This window comes from Reichenbachiella sp. (assembly GCF_039944555.1).
Taxonomy (GTDB): Bacteria; Bacteroidota; Bacteroidia; order Cytophagales; family Cyclobacteriaceae; genus Reichenbachiella.
This window is the reverse complement of sequence record NZ_JBDUYN010000007.1, coordinates 420,564-437,075: the sequence shown is the minus strand read 5'-3', so window position 1 is coordinate 437,075 and position 16,512 is coordinate 420,564. Positions and strand designations below refer to the sequence as shown.

Sequence of the window (16,512 nt, the reverse complement as noted above, 5' to 3'; positions counted from 1 at the left end):
CGGTTTATAAGCTGGAAATAATTTTAGATTGTTGATCTAGTATAATGGCAATACAACAAATTAGCCTAATTTTGCAGCTTATTATTAATGTCAACACCAGGCTGTGAACCTGGCAATAAAACATCAAAATGAGTACAAAAGGACGAGTACTGGTAGCCATGAGCGGCGGGATAGATAGCTCAGTAGCTGCCGTGATGCTTCATGAACAAGGATATGAAGTTATCGGAATGACCATGAAAACCTGGGATTACAATTCCTCAGGTGGTGGCAAAAAAGAAACAGGCTGCTGTAGCCTTGACTCTATCAACGACGCAAGAAACATTGCCGTTAATCTAGGGTTTCCCCATTACATTCTGGATATTAGAGAGGAGTTTGGCGACTATGTGATTAATCACTTTACAGATGAATACTTGGCCGGACGTACGCCCAATCCATGTGTCCTTTGCAACACGCATATCAAATGGGATGCACTGCTTCGCAGGGCGGACAAGTTAGGATGCGATTTCATCGCAACGGGGCACTATGCCAATGTACGCGAGGAAAATGGTAGATATGTAATCAGTAAGGGTGCTGATGAAATGAAGGACCAATCTTACGCATTGTGGGGTGTATCACAGCAAAGTCTGAGTCGAACTTTGTTGCCACTTGGTCATTTGAAGAAATCTGAAATTCGCGAGATGGCAGCGGAAAGAGGGTTTACTGATCTACTCAATAAGTCTGAATCTTATGAGATTTGCTTTGTTCCGGACAACGACTATAGAGGATTCTTGAAAAGAAGGGTAGACGGACTGGAAGAAAAAGTTGCCGGCGGGGAATTTGTCCTAGAAGACGGTACGGTAGTAGGAACTCATGAAGGTTACCCATTCTATACCGTGGGGCAAAGAAAAGGACTTGGTATTGCACTAGGCTTTCCTGCTTATGTTGTTGAAATCATCAAAGAAAAAAATCAGGTAGTACTAGGTACATTTGATGAATTGTCCAGAGATGGTATGTATGTGAATCAATTGATTCTTGGTAAATACAGCAATCTTACCGAAAGAATGGATACGATTACCAAAGTACGATACAATGACTCAGGCAATCCGGCCGTTATTGAGCAAGTGGGAGACACCATGAAAGTGTTTTTTGGTAATGGCGTCTCTGCCATAGCTCCAGGTCAGGCAGCCGTGTTTTATGAAGGCGATGACGTGATAGGAGGCGGATGGATAAGTAATAGTTTTAACCAGTCCAAGCAACGTGCGGTATAGCATTTTTCTCATAGTAGTTTGTAGTCTGATGTCTTGTTCTGAATCAGAGGTAACATCTGATACAGATCGTTTAGGGCTTAATTATTTTCCCTTAGAAGTAGGAGATTACAGAGTCTATGATGTTGTAGAAACTAAATACAGCGTGCTAGGTGTGACAGAGGAAATTTATGAACTGAAAGAATCCGTTGTGGATTCGAACTTAAATGCAAGCAATAATCTGCAGTACATCATTCATCGTTCTACAAGAGCGAACAGCACTGAGTCCTGGCATTTGGATTCTACCTGGACTGCACAAAAATCAACAAGTATCGCTGTTCTAACGGAAAACAATGTGCCATTCGTAAAATTGAGCTTTCCTATTGAACATAAATTGGAGTGGGACGGCAATCGCCTGAACACCCGGGCGAGCGAAACTTATTGGTATGATACAGAAATTCCCGACACAACCCTGTCAGATATGGTCTATCAAAATATAGTGAAGGTGATACAAAGTGATAGAGGTGAGGATTTTCTTGGACTTGAAAACCGATCAGAAACTTTTGCTCCAGATGCTGGGTTGATTATAAAAGAAAGTACGATATTGAAATATTGTCAGACAGATTGCAATGCAGAAAAGGAAATCCAGTCTGGAAGAGAGATTGTTATGACGCTAAAGGAGTATGGGAAAGAGTAAGAGGTTAGTACTTTGGGTTAGTTTGATTTTGACCGCCCAATGGAGTGCTGCACAAACCAATAGATATGTAGTTTATTTTACGGATAAAGCAGATACAGAATATACTGTAGATACTCCTTCTGCATTTTTGTCTGCGAAAGCTATTGAAAGAAGGCAGAATCAAAATATTGATATAACAACGGCAGATTTTCCGGTCAATTCGGCTTATGTGACGGGGATTGAAAATTTAGGGGTAAAGACCTATTTCACTTCCCGATGGATGAATGCAGTGCTTGTTGAGGCCACTGCCGACCAAATAGCTGACATAGAATCGGAATCCTTTGTGCTAAAAACTGACTATGCGGCTCCGGGACAAAAACTGAATGGTACACCAGATCCTGAAAACATCACACGTGCAAGTAACCCACCGTCAAATACAGGCAATTTAAGCTCAGGTAAGCAACTGAGTATGCTATTTGCTCAAACCATGCATAGCGAAGACATTTCCGGAGCGGGTGTTTGGATTGCGGTCTTAGATGACGGTTTTGTTGATGCAAACCTTTCCTCAGCATTTTCGCACACTTTTGAAAACGATAGACTTAAAGATGTTTTTGACTTTACAACGGGTGGTCAGGATGTTTTTCAATATGATGACCATGGTACGAGTAGTTGGAGTTGTTTAGGGGCCAATTATAGTACGGAAGTAGTAGGGACGGGATACGATGCAGATATTAGCTTGTATGTTACGGAAGATGTGAGTTCTGAATATCGGATCGAGGAGTACAACTGGCTATTTGCAGCCGAACGAGCAGACAGTGCTGGTGTGGATATCATTACTTCATCGCTCGGCTACAACGATTTTGATGATGATAACATGGACTATACCCTTAGTGATTTGGACGGAAAGACTTCTATCATTTCTCAGGCAGCTAATATGGCTATCAACAGAGGGATATTAGTTGTGACCAGTGCGGGGAATTCCGGAACCAGTAGTACTTGGCCATTTGTTTCTATGCCTGCAGATGTAGAAAATATTATTGCTGTAGGCGCATTGGATACAAATTCCGATTTGGTAAACTTTAGCTCAATAGGTCCAACAAATGATGATCGGATCAAACCTGAGGTGGTTGCACTAGGGGCGGGTGTCACCGTAATTTCCGGTGGAAACGTGGTAGCACAAAAGAATGGAACCAGCTTTGCGGCTCCATTGATTGCGGGCTTTGCGGCCGGTTTATGGCAAAAATTTCCAACGCTCACAAATCTTGAACTTAGAGATCTGATCTTATCCTCATCTAGTAATTTCTCGACTCCTAATAATAATATTGGATATGGATTACCGGATTATAATGTGGCTGTCGGTAACGAGCCTCTCGCCGTATCAGAATTGATAAGTGAAAGTGTATCGGTTTACCCCAATCCGGTAACTGGAGATCATATCAACTTGCTGATTGGAAAGGATGCGATTCCTATGCCGGTTAGGTTCAGGTTGTTTTCATCAGATGGTCAGCTGGTCAATGAAAAAACCATCAAACGAGCTAGAAAAGGGCTGGTAACTGACCTGGCTTTTAAAAAGGCAAGTCATGGTGTTTACATACTTTCCATTGAATGTGAAGCCTATTCCAAAAATGTTAAAATATTGCGCTACTGATTCGCAGGGCGATGTATATATTGCGGTCGATTTGTATTAACGAATTCATGACCAACCATTTTAAATATACTGTATTTCTTCTCTTAATTCTTTCGGTTTCAATTCAGACTAAAGTTGAAGCTCAGAACCATGTGCTGAAAGGGCAGATATTGGATACTTTAAGTCGGCCGATCAATGATGTATTTGTGCTACTCCTTCCAGATTCAATTTCTACGCTTACCAATAAAAGAGGTGAATTTACGCTAAGATCCAAGACCTCTTCACAGCAACGTCTTGTTTTCTCGCATTTACAGTATGAAACTTTTTCAATCGATGCGACCGTCTCAAAAGAAATCAAGGTCGTTTTAAAGGAGAAAACTCATGTACTTTCCGGAGTTGACATTCAGGAAAGGAGATTTGAGGAAACACGGGAGATAGGCAACATCGAAATAGATGCCAAAAATGCGTATACCCTTCCATCAGCGACTGGCGATTTTAGTAAAATACTAGCTACACTGCCTGGTGTCACCAGCAACAACGAACTGGCCTCTGTCTACTCTGTGCGAGGGGGAAGCTATGACGAAAACCTGATATATGTAAATGGAATAAAAATCTACAGGCCATTTTTGGTGAGTGCCGGAAGACAAGAAGGCCTAGGATTCATCAATACCGATATGGTAGGACATGTACAGTTTTCTGCTGGAGGTTGGCAATCCAAGCACGGTGATAAATTGTCTTCAGTGCTCAATGTACAATACAATGAACCCCGTAATCACGAGGCCACCGTGAATTTAAGTTTACTTGGAGGTAGTATCTACTATGGCGGTATCAATAAAAAAGGAGACCTCAACTATTCAGTTGGCATTCGACATAAAAATAGTAGGTATCTCTTAGGAACATTAGAGACCAATGGAAATTATCTTCCCAAGTTCACAGACGTTCAGGCTTTTATCTCGAAGCAATTTGGATCGAGGACCAAACTAGGTCTGCTAGTCTCGTCTGCGCACAACAACTACCTCACTATTCCTGAATCCCAGGAAACAGAATTTGGAACTATTCAAGCATCCTTCAGAATGTCCACAGCCTTTCAGGGTAGAGAAAAACTAGATTATCATACCAACCAGTTAGGATTAGTACTGTCTCATTCTTTCAACGAAAATCTTATTTCCAGACTAACTGTTTCTGGAGTGTATTCAAGCGAACGAGAAAATTATGAGGTTGAAGGAGCGTATCGACTTTGTGATATCAACCGTGATCTAGGTTCCAACAGGTTCAATGAATGTATTGCCATAAGAGGCATCGGGAGCAATTATGCTTTTGGTAGAAATAAGTTAGAAGCCAAGGTGCTAAGTGTTGATCAAAAGAATGAAGTTTATATAAACAATGATATACTCGAATTCGGTATGTCATGGGATTTTGAAAGTCTGGATGATCGTTTGAAAGAATTTGCGTTTACCGATTCAGCAGATTTCTCACATGTCACTTTTAGCGCCGATAACGAAATCGATATTCAATCACATAAAGTTGCCGGTTTTGTCCAATATTCAATTAATTCATACGACTCGTTGCACACCCTAAATGTTGGCGCCCGATTAAACTATTGGTCATTTAGCGAACAGCTTTTGTTTAGCCCAAGGGTGCAATATGCCTATCGTATGGGAGTTAGGAGAAACACAGTTCTCAGATTAGCCACAGGAATGTATCAGCAACACCCATTTTATCGGGAGTTGAGAGACAGAGATGGAAACATTAACCCGGAAGTGAAGGCTCAATCGTCAGTTCATGTAGTAGGAGGTATGGATCATTATTTCGTGGCATGGGGGAGGCCTTTCAAGTTATCTAGTGATTTGTATTACAAGTACTTATGGGACGTAAACCCATACGATGTTAATAACATTAAAATACGGTACTTTGGAACCAATCAAGCCAAAGCCTATGCATATGGGGCTGATTTTCGTGTAAATGGAGAGTTCATTGAGGGTACCGAGTCGTGGTTTAGCCTGGGAATTCTTAAAACAAAGGAAGATTTACAAGAAGGTAATGGTTATGTCAGACGTCCAAGCGACCAATTGATCAATCTGGGCATTTTCTTTCAAGACCACCTGCCAAACGATCCAAGCATTAAAGTGAGTCTGAATATGCTGTTTGGTAGCGGCTTGCCATTTGGCCCTCCCGGTCGAGACGACCTGAGAAATAGTTTTAGTGGAGATGAGTATTACCGAATGGATTTGGGATTTTCAAAAAGTTTTGAATTTACAAATGATAAAACACTGACTCCTAATTCATTATGGGTAGGTCTTGAAGTATTAAATGCACTTGGTGCTGAAAATACTATCTCTTATACATGGATTCAGGACGTGATTGGTAATCAATTTGCTGTACCAAATGCATTATCGGCAAGGTTTTTGAACGTGCGGGTGATAGCAAAATTTTGAAAGAACGTAAAAAGTAAAAATTCTTGTAGGGGGAAATGGATTCACAGGTTTCTACCTAATACCAACTGATCACCTCTACTTGTTATAGTAACAAATTGATAAACAATGAATCCCAAAGTGCAAAGTCGTATCCAAAAGAGATTAGCACGAGGACTGGGGTTCTATAGAATCTTAAATAAAATATAAGCAGATGAAAAGACTAACCATTATTTTGACAGCACTTGTACTCATTACATCATGTTCGAGAACTGTCACCAGAGTAAGCCCTGACCAGCAGATAGACCTTAGTGGAAGGTGGAATGATACAGATTCCAAATTAGTAGCAGAAGAAATGATCAGAGATGTTCTGAATAGACCATGGATTAGCGACTTCAACAGAGCCAATGATGACAGGCCCGTTGTTATAGTCGGTAGTATTGCTAATAAAAGCGCTGAGCATATTGAATCAGAAACCTTTATAAAAGACATCGAAAGAGAGTTTATCAACTCAGGGTTGGTAAGAGTGGTAGAAAATTCTGTCTTCCGAGAAAAACTTAGAGAAGAGCGCGCTCAGCAAGGTGAATTTGCTTCTGTCGAAACCCAAGCCAAATGGGGAAAAGAATTGGGTGCTGACTTCATGATGTTTGGTGTGATCACATCTGTATCAGATTCTTACAAAAAAGAAAAAGTAGTAAACTATAAAGTGAACCTCGAATTAGCGAGTATAGAAACTAGTGAAAAGGTATGGATTGGCGATAAGGAGATCAAGAAATACATCAAAAACTAATATCGTAACTCTCAGAAACTTCTCTTTACGTTGATAATGAACAGAACTTATCAAGTGTTGCCGCTTTGCTTCTTGTTTAGCTGTGCTACCTATTACCAGATGAACTTAGCCTTTAACCAGGACTTTGAGCGAGGTGATATGGAGTTAGCAGAAAAAATACTGGAGCAGAACCCTAAAGCAGCTAAAGGTAGGGAGAAGTTCTTGTATTTTTTGAATCGAGGTACCGTTGCTGCTTTACTCAATAAGCCAGAGGAGAGCAATGTCTATTTAGAGCAAGCCTTCATTTTTGGAGAGGACTACCATACCAATTATTTAAATGAACTAGGAGCCTTTGTAGTGAACCCTACAGTGATCGAATATAAAGGAGAAGATCACGAACACTTAATTTTGCTGTATTACAAGGCACTGAATTTTTTAAAAATGGGAGATAGAGAAGGCGCGTTAGTAGAGTGCCGTCGACTCAACAATAGATTGATCAAGCTCAGCGAAAAGTATAAGAATGATGCACGCTATAAGCGCGATGCCTTCATCCACAATTTGATGGGCTTGATATATGACGCCGATAAAGATTACAACAATGCATTCATAGCCTATCGCAACGCTTATGACATATATAAAGATGACTACACCGATATGTTTGGTGTAACTCCTCCCGAGCAACTTAAAAAAGACCTATTGAGAACAGCCTATTTGATTGGATTTGATGAAGAGTTGAGGCAGTACGAGAATGAATTTGGATCTAAATACATTCCTTCAAAAGCAGATGGAGGTGATTTGGTCTTTCTTTGGAATAATGGATTGGGGCCCGTGAAAGATGAGTTTTCCATCAATTTCACAGTAATTCATGGTGAAGGTGGTCTTGTGACGTTTAATAATGAAGATATGGGATTTAGTTTTCCATTCTGGTTGGCTGATGATGAAGACCCCAATGGGAACCTCTCAGATTTGGAATTCTATCGAATGACTATTCCAAAATACAGTGAGCGAATGCCTGTTTTTCATCAGGCAACATTGACCGTTGATAATAAGAATTATGCTCTTGAGCGAGCGGAAGACATTAATCAAATTGCACAATATTCACTCAATCAAAGGATGGGACTTGAACTGGGTAAATCGTTGCTTCGATTGGCAATAAAAAAGACTGCGGAAAAGGAAGTTCGAGAGGAAAGTGAGGGTTGGGGCGCCGCACTAGGAGTGTTGAACGCCCTTACAGAAAAAGCGGATACTAGAAACTGGCAGACCATACCACATACGATTTATTATACCAGGGCCGCATTACCATTGGGTCAAACCACTGCCAAACTGCAAGTCGGGGCTAATCAGGACAGTGCTCAGCTGCACAAGTTTACCTTCGAAGCTCAGGCTGGAGAAACCATCTTTCATTCATTCTATTCCTTAGAGAGTATTCCCAGGCGCATGAGCTACTCTTACTAGCCAATAGCCTGGCCCACAGCATCAACGATTTTCTTCGCATTACCAACGAAAATCTCATTATCGACGATAAATACAGGTCTCTTTAAAAAAGTATACTCTTCTACGATTAGGCGCTTGTAATCCTGCTCGCTAAGTTGTTGACTGGCTAGCCCCATGGACTTGTACTTCATTGCTCTCCGACTAAATAGAGATTCATATGACCCACTCAGTCCTTTCATTTCATCCAAATGATCGCTCGTGATAGGCTGAGTTTTAATGTCTTGCATATCGAAATTGGAATCTGTTATCCCAAGCTCTTTAATGATTCTGATGCATGTACTACAAGTGGCCAGATAGTATATTTTTCTCATTGGTATTAAGTCATATTTTAGTCTCGCTAAGATATATACTTCTGACAATCAGTCTGAATAATCCTTCAATTACTTGATATATTGAATCATTGGGTCTTTATTCGTGATTGGTTTAATCGTTAACTATTAATAAATACATAAAATGAAAAGTGTGAAGTTGAAAAATAGTCTGCTTGCCCTAGGGATGTTAATTGCCTGTTTGGCCGTATGCCCGAAGTCAGTAGCACAAGATGCTGAAATTACAAGTGATGAATTGACTCAGTATGCACAAGTCACTGCAAAAATTGACTCACTTAAAGCAGACATGAAGGCTAAAATCAGTGAGGCCGTAAAAAGCAACGAGCTCATGGAAGGTGGCAAATTGTACAACAAATTGAATAAAGCCAAAGGTGATGAGGCCAAACTGGCCGAAATTGGAGCTTCCGAGGAACAGCTAGCCGCGTATGGACAGATTCAAGAGAGTATTACGGCTTTTAAGAAAGAATTTAAAGAGCAGTATACTGCAGTTGTAAAAGATGATATAGGAGCTGGAGTTTATAATAAGGTGAAAAAAGCCATTAAAGCAGATGCTGCTGTGAAAGCACAATACGATGAGATAGTTGCATCTTTTTCCACGGAAGAGAGCGAAGCTGACGGGGAATAATTTTCGATAAAAAACGAAAAAAAGGCATGCCATTCGCATGCCTTTTTTATTAGACAGTTTTTCAAATTCAAGAATTGATGGTATCTTCCTGATAGTATAAAAAGTTCAGGAATGTTTACGGAATTTGAAATTGAGACACTGATTGAAAACGAAACAGTTAGGACTGCCACGTTTGAACTAAAAAAGGAATTTATAAAAAATGAAGCTCCTTATCTTGAGATATCTGATCAGGATTTTTTTTCATTGGTTGTAATGATGCCAACCGTTGGGGTTGCATTGGCCAATGGAAGTGTGAGCCTGTTTGAAGAAATGGCGTTGAATAAAAAAGCCAGAAAACTATCCAAGGGAGGCTATTTCATGAAAAAAGACCCTGTAGTATTTGGTCTCAAGTATCTGATTAAACAGTACGACAATTGGGAATCCGAATTTCTGAGAGTCATTAGGCTGACCATGGAGGAAACATTCGACATTGGCCGCCTGGAAGAAGACTATGACTCTTCAAAAGAGGTATCTGAGTCGGAATACCGCGAAGAAGTACTCAAGGCTCCATATATCTTCATTCGTTTTCTTTCCTCCTTTTTTCTTAATGAGGACGAGGACATCATTAGCCCGAGAAAAATATCGAAGGTTGATTACGGTCGTGTGGAGTCCATCGGTGAAAAATTAGGTCTTCATAAAATCCCATTATTCCATTACTTCTGTCGGACATTCAATATCAGTTGACCATTGAAAGTCCAATGAGAAAGATATTATCAAAATTTATTTCCATTCTCCTCGTTATTTCATCAATTTGTGCCAAATAACTAGAATCTTGATTTTTAATATTAGACACTTTCAATTCATATTGGGTATTGTTGCGATACTCGCTCTTGCTGAATGTAGTGATAGCAGTGACTCGTCAGCCGTAGATCAGGACGCGTTAGACCGTATGATAATTGAAGAATATATAGCTGTGAACGACACAAACGCTGTGACTCACGAATCAGGTATTTATTATTCGATTGTAGATACGGTGCCTACCGGTGCTCCCGTAGGAGGAACTATTTTAAATATATTTTATACTGCTAAAATTCTTGGGGGAAATCCCTACGACGTAAATACCAGGTCGGATGGTGACGATTCCGTAAAACTGAAGCAAGGGGTAGGAGCTATCTATCCAATAGGACTCGATACAGGATTGGGCTTGATGAGAGAAGGAGAGACTTTTAGGTTTTATATACCCTCATCTTTGGCCTATGGGAACTATTCGTTCAGTAGTTTAATTCCGGAAAATTCGATCTTAGAAATCGAAGTAGAGGTTGCGGCTATTCAGAATGAAGCAGATATATTGGCAGAACAGCTGAGTGCGATCAATGCTTATATTGTAAATCAGAATTTGAATGATACTATAGCAAACCCAAAGGACTCGGTGGAATATTTGGCATCTGAGCAAATTTATTACAAACGCATGTCGGCAGGCACGCTCAACGATACACTCAGAAGAAATGACCTTGCGACAATCAGTTATATAGGTACCACTTTGGATGCGACTGAGTTTGATAGGAGACCCAATGCAGCCCCGCTTACCTATACTTTTGGTATCAATGCAGTAATTACTGGGCTTGATGATGGAGTATCTTCCATGGAAAGAGGTGAAACAGCATTAATTATTCTACCTTCACACAAAGCATATGGAGAGAGTGCTTTTGTGATTCCATCATACCGTAAACAGGATTTTGTAGACCTTGAAATTATCCCTCAGTATGCGGCAAAGGTGGCTCCATATGAAATTTTAATATTTGAAACCAGCCTTTTAAATAATCCATAAACAAATCATCACCGAGTAGTTGAAGCTTAGCACATTATTATATCTCTTACTATTCTCTACGGTAGCCTATGCGCAGGAATATCCTATTGATCCTGACGAGATATATCGGTCTCCAACACGGAAAATCCTCAATCAATTTTCGATTACGATCAGTACTGGTTATAACTCTACAAAATACAGCCATAACTTAGCAGGGTTTTATTATCTGCAGTCAGCTACCGAGCAGTTTGTATCCCCGAATACTGGCGAGCCATTGGGTACTACCTTCGATGTTTATGATAACTGGTTTAATGATCCGGCCCTGTCTCAAGCCGTTGTATTGATAGATACATTCGATGTCCCATTTCCACCCATTTCTAATCCTGTCCTTAATCCATTGTTGATTCGTGATCTTCGGGCCTTCAACGCCGACTCTCTTGGCCTTGGATTTGAAGGCAAAGGGTGGGGAATACCAATAAATCTAGGAATCAGATACAATTATCAGAAATTTAGAATAGGTCTTGGCTTAAGTATGGAATTTCATACGGTAAAATCACTCAGCCCTACAATTTCAGATCTGGGTATCAGAAACTATGAACCTAATTTCTCAAAAGCGGTGTTTTTCAGTTACTTCGTCAATTTGGGATATCGGTTTTATGATTTCTGGGATTACTCCTTTGCAGCAGAATTGGAACTCGGTAAGAACAAATTGGGTAAAAAATTCAATTCTGGTTTGTTGAGCCAGGGGATACTCATCAATTTTGGTATCTCAATCGAAAAGAATCTTTCTGAGTATTTCAGAATAATAGTAAAGCCTTCTTATGACTTTAAAAACTACAATATTTCAGTACCTAATACTGGATTAGGTATTCAACACAAAAACCCTAGCTTTAAATTGAATTTCGGTGTAAGTATAACGATTCCTGAAATACCTAGATCGCCAATGAAAAGCGATCATGTGCAGCTCAAACATACATACACTGACCCTGAAACAGGTCGTGTAATGGAAGTAAGAGGTCAGCCTATTTGGAAGCGTCAGAACCCTAAAGTTGGTGAAAATCATCGCAAATTATGGCGTTATAAATTCAAAAACAGAAAGAAACTCAACCCTTATTGATTCTGTCAATTTCTTGGCTATTCAGCGATCAGGATAGACCAAAAAAATACTTTAATTCTTTAGTTCACATTGTTGGCTAGGATAGTGAGTTTTAGGTAGAAATTTCGTTAAATTGCGCACTTAATTTTGCTTGTCAATATTTAAAATTTTATGGCTGAAGACAACGAAAACCTACCCTTAGGCGATCAGAATATAATACCAATCAATATTGAAGATGAGATGCGTGGCGCATACATTGATTATTCAATGTCAGTTATCATCTCAAGAGCTTTACCAGACGTAAGAGACGGATTAAAACCTGTGCACAGACGAGTGCTTTATGGTATGTTGGATTTGGGTGTATTGCACAACAGAGCGTATAAGAAATCTGCTAGAATTGTCGGGGAAGTATTGGGTAAGTATCACCCTCACGGTGACTCGTCAGTTTATGACACCATGGTTCGAATGGCTCAAGAGTGGTCTCTTCGATATCCTTTGGTAGATGGTCAGGGTAACTTTGGGTCTGTTGACGGTGATTCTCCCGCTGCCATGCGTTACACAGAAGCCAGACTGAAAAGAATGGCTGAGGAGCTGCTTCATGATATTAATAAGGAAACAGTTGATTTCCAGCCCAACTTTGATGACTCGCTAAAAGAGCCAACAGTATTGCCAGGTAAGTTTCCTAATCTTTTGGTTAATGGAACTTCAGGTATCGCTGTAGGAATGGCTACAAATATGGCGCCTCACAATCTAACAGAGGTGATTAATGGTACTGTCGCGTACATCGATAACAATGACATCACTATCCCTGAACTCATGGAGCACATCACTGCTCCAGACTTTCCTACCGGAGCGACCATATACGGTTATCAAGGAGTAAGATCGGCTTACGAAACAGGTAGAGGTAGAGTAGTGCTTCGAGCTAGGGCAGAATTCGAGACTTTGAAGTCAGGAAAAGAGCAGATCATAGTTTCTGAAATTCCATATCAGGTGAACAAAGCTAACATGATTGAGAAGACAGCAGCTCTGATCAATGATAAGAAGCTGGAAGGAATCTCAGATATCAGAGACGAATCTGACAGAGATGGTATGCGTATCGTCTACGACATTAAAAAGGACGCCATTCCGAACATTGTCTTAAACAACTTATACAAATATACTCAGTTGCAGTCTTCTTTTGGAGTGAATAATGTGGCCCTGGTTAAAGGCCGTCCGCATACGCTAAACCTTAAGGAACTGATCAAATACTTCGTAGAGCACAGACACGAGGTGGTGATTAGAAGAACTCAGTTTGAATTGACTGAGGCTGAAAAAAGAGCACATATACTCGAAGGTTATTTGATTGCACTTGATAATCTTGACGAGGTAATCGCGTTGATCAGAAACTCGAGAGATCCTGAAATAGCTAAAGCAGGATTGATGGAGAAATTTGGTTTGAGCGAAATACAAGCCAAGGCCATTCTTGAAATGAGGCTTCAGAGACTGACAGGTCTTGAAAGGGAAAAAATACAGAAGGAGTATGATGAGATCATGAAACTCATCGATCACTTGAAGGCTATTCTAGAGAGTGAAGAAATGAGAATGGATATCATCAAGGAAGAGCTTGGTGAGCTCAAGGAAAAATTTGGAGATGAGCGTCGTTCTGATATTGAGCATGCTGCAGATGATTTTACTGCCGAGGATATGATTCCTGATGAAGAAATGGTTATTACTATTTCACATGAAGGTTATATAAAAAGAACCCCACTCACAGAATACCGAACACAAGGAAGAGGTGGTGTAGGATCAAAGGGTGCAACTACAAAAACTGATGATTTTACTGAGCATTTGTTTGTTGCCTCGACACACAATTATTTATTGATTTTCACCGAATTAGGTAAAGTATTCTGGAAAAAAGTTTGGGAGATTCCAGAAGGTCAGAAAGCTACTAAAGGACGAGCTATCCAAAACCTGATCAACATTGAAAGTGAAGATTCTATACGTGCCGTCATTAACGTCAATAATCTGATTGACGAAGACTATATCAACAACAACTTCATTGTAATGTGTACCAAAAACGGTACCATTAAGAAGACCTCACTTGAGGCCTATTCCCGACCAAGACAAAATGGTATCAACGCGATTAGTATACATGAAGGAGATGAATTATTGAATGTGAACCTTACAAACGGGAGCAATCATATCGTAATTGCAAAAAAATCTGGGAAGGCTATACATTTCAATGAGCAAGATGTTCGCCCAATGGGTAGAACGGCTGCTGGTGTAAGAGCAGTTAGATTAGAAAGTAAGGACGATTACGTGATCGGAATGGTTTGCGTAGCCAGAGAGGATGCCAATTTGCTGGTAGTAACCGAAAAAGGTTACGGCAAAAGGTCTGACATTGATGCCTACAGAATTACTAAGCGTGGCGGAAAAGGTGTGAAGGCCATGAACATCACCGAAAAAACTGGCGCGCTTGTTGCGATTAAGGAGGTAATTGATACTGATGACCTGATGATAATCAACAAATCCGGCATTACCATTAGATTAGCAGTAGGTGATCTTAGAGTAATGGGAAGAGCGACACAGGGTGTGAAGTTGATAAGACTAGGAGACAACGATGAAATATCATCAGTAGAAAAAATTGAACAAATAGAAGGAGATGAACCTGAAGAAGAGAATCAGGAAAACAATTCATCTGCTGAAGAAAATAACGATAAAGAATAAAATTAAACCAGAGAGTGGGATTTACGGATCCTCGTAAACATTAGAACTATGAATACAAATAAACTGTTTGTGCTTGCGCTAACCTTACTTATGAGCGTAGCATCTTTCGCCCAAAAGGGATCAGTCACAAAAGCCGATGCTTATTTGATCAAAAAAGATTATGCCAATGCCAAAGCAGAAATAGATGTGGCGATTACAATCGAAAAAAATGCAGTTAAGTCAAAAACGTGGTTTGTAAGAGGTAAAATTTATCAAGCTATTGCCACAAGCACTGAAGATGCTGTAACTGCACTTGACGCTGAAGCTCTTGATAAAGCTATTATTGCGTACAACAAAGTATTGGAAATGGACAAAGAAACAAGTCCAAACCACCTGATAGCAACTACTAATCTTGACGGCATGTGGGGAAACTATATCAATTCAGGAGGTACTGAGTATGGTGAAGGTAATTTCGAGTCAGCATTGATCAGTTTTGAAAATGCACTCAAAGTTAAACCCGCAGATTCAGTTACTCTTCTCTATGCTGGTGTTGCCGCGCAGCAAGCTGAAATAACTGATAAGACTTTGACTTATTATTATCAAATGTTGGAAAACGAAGATGCCAGTACAGACGTTCTCTCTACATTGATTTACTTGGAGCGAAGTGAGAAAAAGAATAATGAGAAGGCCTTAGAATTGGTTAGAAAGGCAAAAGAATTGTACCCAACCGAAACCAAATTCGGGCAAGAGGAAATTAGCTTACTATTGGCTATGGAAAAGGTAGAGGAAGCCAAAGTGAAATTAGAAGTAGCAATTTCCGAAGAACCTGACAACGCAAATTTACATTTGAATCTTGGTGTACTCTATGACAACTTGGGAAGTGTGAAGATGGAAGAAGGTAAGAAGGATGAAGCCAGAGAGTCTTATAGCAAGGCAAAGGAGTCTTACTTGAACGCCGTTAGAATCGATCCTGATAACTACGTTGGTAATTTCAATACCGGTGTTATCTATGTAAATCTTGCTAAGGAATACTATGACGAGGTTCGTGATATGGACTTGAAATCGTATGATAAATATGGTCCGGCTAAATTGGCTAAAGCTGATAAAATATTGAAAGAAGGCTTGCCATACATGGAAAAGGCAACATCAATTCAGCCAGATGATATAGGAGGTTTGAAGGCCTTACAACAGATGTACACTCAATTGAAAATGATGGACAAAGCTGAAGCAATACTGGACAAAGTAGATGCTTTAGAGGCTGGTCAATAAGAAGACAACGGACGTCGTAGACGTTAGGCCGGGTAACCAGAACAGGCATTTTTCGTATGCTTGAAAATGGTTACCCGGTTTTTTTATGCTTTTTTGTTCACGATCATCTCATTACAGTCGCTTGCGCAGACTGAGCACATTCGAAAAAGTATCTACTTTCCCGGAGGCCAATACTATATCACTCCTTACCAATTGCTTGAATTGAGGTCTTTTCTAGACTCAATACCTGATCTTAATCATTTCAATGTCACTATTCATAGCCATACAGATAACATTGGAGGTGTGTCGTACAATCAATGGCTGTCAGAAATGAGAAGTGCAACCACCATTAATGAGCTAAACAATAGTGGAGTTCCATTAGAAGCAATTGAACAAAAGGATTTTGGTCAGTTCAATCCAGTTTATGACAATAGTACCTCGCAAGGACGGCAAATGAATAGGAGAGTGGATATCCTTTTTTGGCCGATTTCGCTGTAAAATATTAATAGTTCAGATGTTATTATCTTACGTATAAGGCAGGAT

Annotated in this window: 14 protein-coding genes; 13 read left to right on the top strand and 1 reads right to left on the bottom strand. The window is 40.0% G+C overall.

Annotation, left to right across the window (positions count from 1 at the left end):
• Positions 1–128: 128 nt before the first annotated feature.
• From mnmA to ABJD64_RS10410, 6 genes are all read left to right on the top strand, one after another.
• The gene (mnmA, locus tag ABJD64_RS10435) at positions 129–1,247 is read left to right on the top strand and encodes a tRNA 2-thiouridine(34) synthase MnmA (protein ID WP_348178442.1); all 1,119 of its coding nucleotides are present in this window, start codon (positions 129–131) and stop codon (positions 1,245–1,247) included.
• Between the two features lie 28 nt (positions 1,248–1,275).
• Positions 1,276–1,920: a hypothetical protein gene (locus ABJD64_RS10430; RefSeq protein ID WP_348178440.1), complete on the top strand. Its 645-nt coding sequence runs from the start codon at positions 1,276–1,278 to the stop codon at positions 1,918–1,920.
• Complete coding sequence (locus tag ABJD64_RS10425) at positions 1,907–3,547, top strand: S8 family peptidase (protein ID WP_348178438.1); 1,641 nt, start codon at positions 1,907–1,909, stop codon at positions 3,545–3,547. Before ABJD64_RS10430 ends, ABJD64_RS10425 begins: the two co-directional genes overlap by 14 nt.
• Before the next feature lie 47 nt (positions 3,548–3,594).
• On the top strand, positions 3,595–5,961 hold the full coding sequence (locus tag ABJD64_RS10420; protein WP_348178436.1) for a TonB-dependent receptor: 2,367 nt from the start codon (positions 3,595–3,597) through the stop codon (positions 5,959–5,961).
• A 190-nt stretch (positions 5,962–6,151) separates the two neighbouring features.
• On the top strand, positions 6,152–6,727 hold the full coding sequence (locus ABJD64_RS10415) for a penicillin-binding protein activator LpoB (RefSeq protein WP_348178434.1): 576 nt from the start codon (positions 6,152–6,154) through the stop codon (positions 6,725–6,727).
• Positions 6,728–6,826: 99 nt separating this feature from the next.
• The gene (locus ABJD64_RS10410) at positions 6,827–8,161 is read left to right on the top strand and encodes a hypothetical protein (RefSeq protein WP_348178433.1); all 1,335 of its coding nucleotides are present in this window, start codon (positions 6,827–6,829) and stop codon (positions 8,159–8,161) included.
• Here the strand turns inward: ABJD64_RS10410 and ABJD64_RS10405 are convergent.
• Positions 8,158–8,511, bottom strand: coding sequence for an ArsC/Spx/MgsR family protein (locus ABJD64_RS10405; protein WP_348178432.1), 354 nt, complete (start codon positions 8,509–8,511; stop codon positions 8,158–8,160). The genes ABJD64_RS10410 and ABJD64_RS10405 overlap by 4 nt on opposite strands.
• Positions 8,512–8,653: 142 nt before the next feature.
• Between ABJD64_RS10405 and ABJD64_RS10400 the strand changes: the two genes are divergently transcribed.
• From ABJD64_RS10400 to ABJD64_RS10370, 7 genes are all read left to right on the top strand, one after another.
• Positions 8,654–9,154: a hypothetical protein gene (locus ABJD64_RS10400; RefSeq protein WP_348178430.1), complete on the top strand. Its 501-nt coding sequence runs from the start codon at positions 8,654–8,656 to the stop codon at positions 9,152–9,154.
• Positions 9,155–9,265: 111 nt separating this feature from the next.
• Positions 9,266–9,877: a hypothetical protein gene (locus ABJD64_RS10395; protein ID WP_348178428.1), complete on the top strand. Its 612-nt coding sequence runs from the start codon at positions 9,266–9,268 to the stop codon at positions 9,875–9,877.
• Positions 9,878–9,965: 88 nt separating this feature from the next.
• Positions 9,966–10,961, top strand: a complete 996-nt coding sequence (locus ABJD64_RS10390; RefSeq protein ID WP_348178427.1) for an FKBP-type peptidyl-prolyl cis-trans isomerase — start codon at positions 9,966–9,968, stop codon at positions 10,959–10,961.
• Positions 10,962–10,980: 19 nt separating this feature from the next.
• Positions 10,981–12,057, top strand: a complete 1,077-nt coding sequence (locus ABJD64_RS10385; RefSeq protein WP_348178425.1) for a hypothetical protein — start codon at positions 10,981–10,983, stop codon at positions 12,055–12,057.
• A 150-nt stretch (positions 12,058–12,207) separates the two neighbouring features.
• Positions 12,208–14,742 carry a DNA gyrase subunit A gene (gene gyrA, locus ABJD64_RS10380; protein ID WP_348178423.1) on the top strand — a complete coding sequence of 845 codons (2,535 nt, stop codon included), beginning with the start codon at positions 12,208–12,210 and terminating at the stop codon, positions 14,740–14,742.
• 48 nt (positions 14,743–14,790) lie between these two features.
• Complete coding sequence (locus tag ABJD64_RS10375) at positions 14,791–15,990, top strand: hypothetical protein (protein ID WP_348178421.1); 1,200 nt, start codon at positions 14,791–14,793, stop codon at positions 15,988–15,990.
• Between the two features lie 66 nt (positions 15,991–16,056).
• Positions 16,057–16,467 carry an OmpA family protein gene (locus ABJD64_RS10370; RefSeq protein ID WP_348178419.1) on the top strand — a complete coding sequence of 137 codons (411 nt, stop codon included), beginning with the start codon at positions 16,057–16,059 and terminating at the stop codon, positions 16,465–16,467.
• Positions 16,468–16,512 lie beyond the last annotated feature (45 nt).

What these genes read in the sequence shown, in the direction of transcription:
- ABJD64_RS10415 (WP_348178434.1), top strand. Translation starts at nt 6,152, where the DNA reads ATGAAAAGACTAACCATTATTTTGACAGCACTTGTACTCATTACATCA.
- ABJD64_RS10425 (WP_348178438.1), top strand. Translation starts at nt 1,907, where the DNA reads ATGGGAAAGAGTAAGAGGTTAGTACTTTGGGTTAGTTTGATTTTGACC.
- ABJD64_RS10400 (WP_348178430.1), top strand. Translation starts at nt 8,654, where the DNA reads ATGAAAAGTGTGAAGTTGAAAAATAGTCTGCTTGCCCTAGGGATGTTA.
- mnmA (WP_348178442.1), top strand. Translation starts at nt 129, where the DNA reads ATGAGTACAAAAGGACGAGTACTGGTAGCCATGAGCGGCGGGATAGAT.
- ABJD64_RS10370 (WP_348178419.1), top strand. Translation starts at nt 16,057, where the DNA reads ATGGTTACCCGGTTTTTTTATGCTTTTTTGTTCACGATCATCTCATTA.
- ABJD64_RS10405 (WP_348178432.1), bottom strand. Translation starts at nt 8,511, where the DNA reads ATGAGAAAAATATACTATCTGGCCACTTGTAGTACATGCATCAGAATC.
- ABJD64_RS10395 (WP_348178428.1), top strand. Translation starts at nt 9,266, where the DNA reads ATGTTTACGGAATTTGAAATTGAGACACTGATTGAAAACGAAACAGTT.
- ABJD64_RS10430 (WP_348178440.1), top strand. Translation starts at nt 1,276, where the DNA reads ATGTCTTGTTCTGAATCAGAGGTAACATCTGATACAGATCGTTTAGGG.
- gyrA (WP_348178423.1), top strand. Translation starts at nt 12,208, where the DNA reads ATGGCTGAAGACAACGAAAACCTACCCTTAGGCGATCAGAATATAATA.
- ABJD64_RS10410 (WP_348178433.1), top strand. Translation starts at nt 6,827, where the DNA reads ATGAACTTAGCCTTTAACCAGGACTTTGAGCGAGGTGATATGGAGTTA.
- ABJD64_RS10375 (WP_348178421.1), top strand. Translation starts at nt 14,791, where the DNA reads ATGAATACAAATAAACTGTTTGTGCTTGCGCTAACCTTACTTATGAGC.
- ABJD64_RS10420 (WP_348178436.1), top strand. Translation starts at nt 3,595, where the DNA reads ATGACCAACCATTTTAAATATACTGTATTTCTTCTCTTAATTCTTTCG.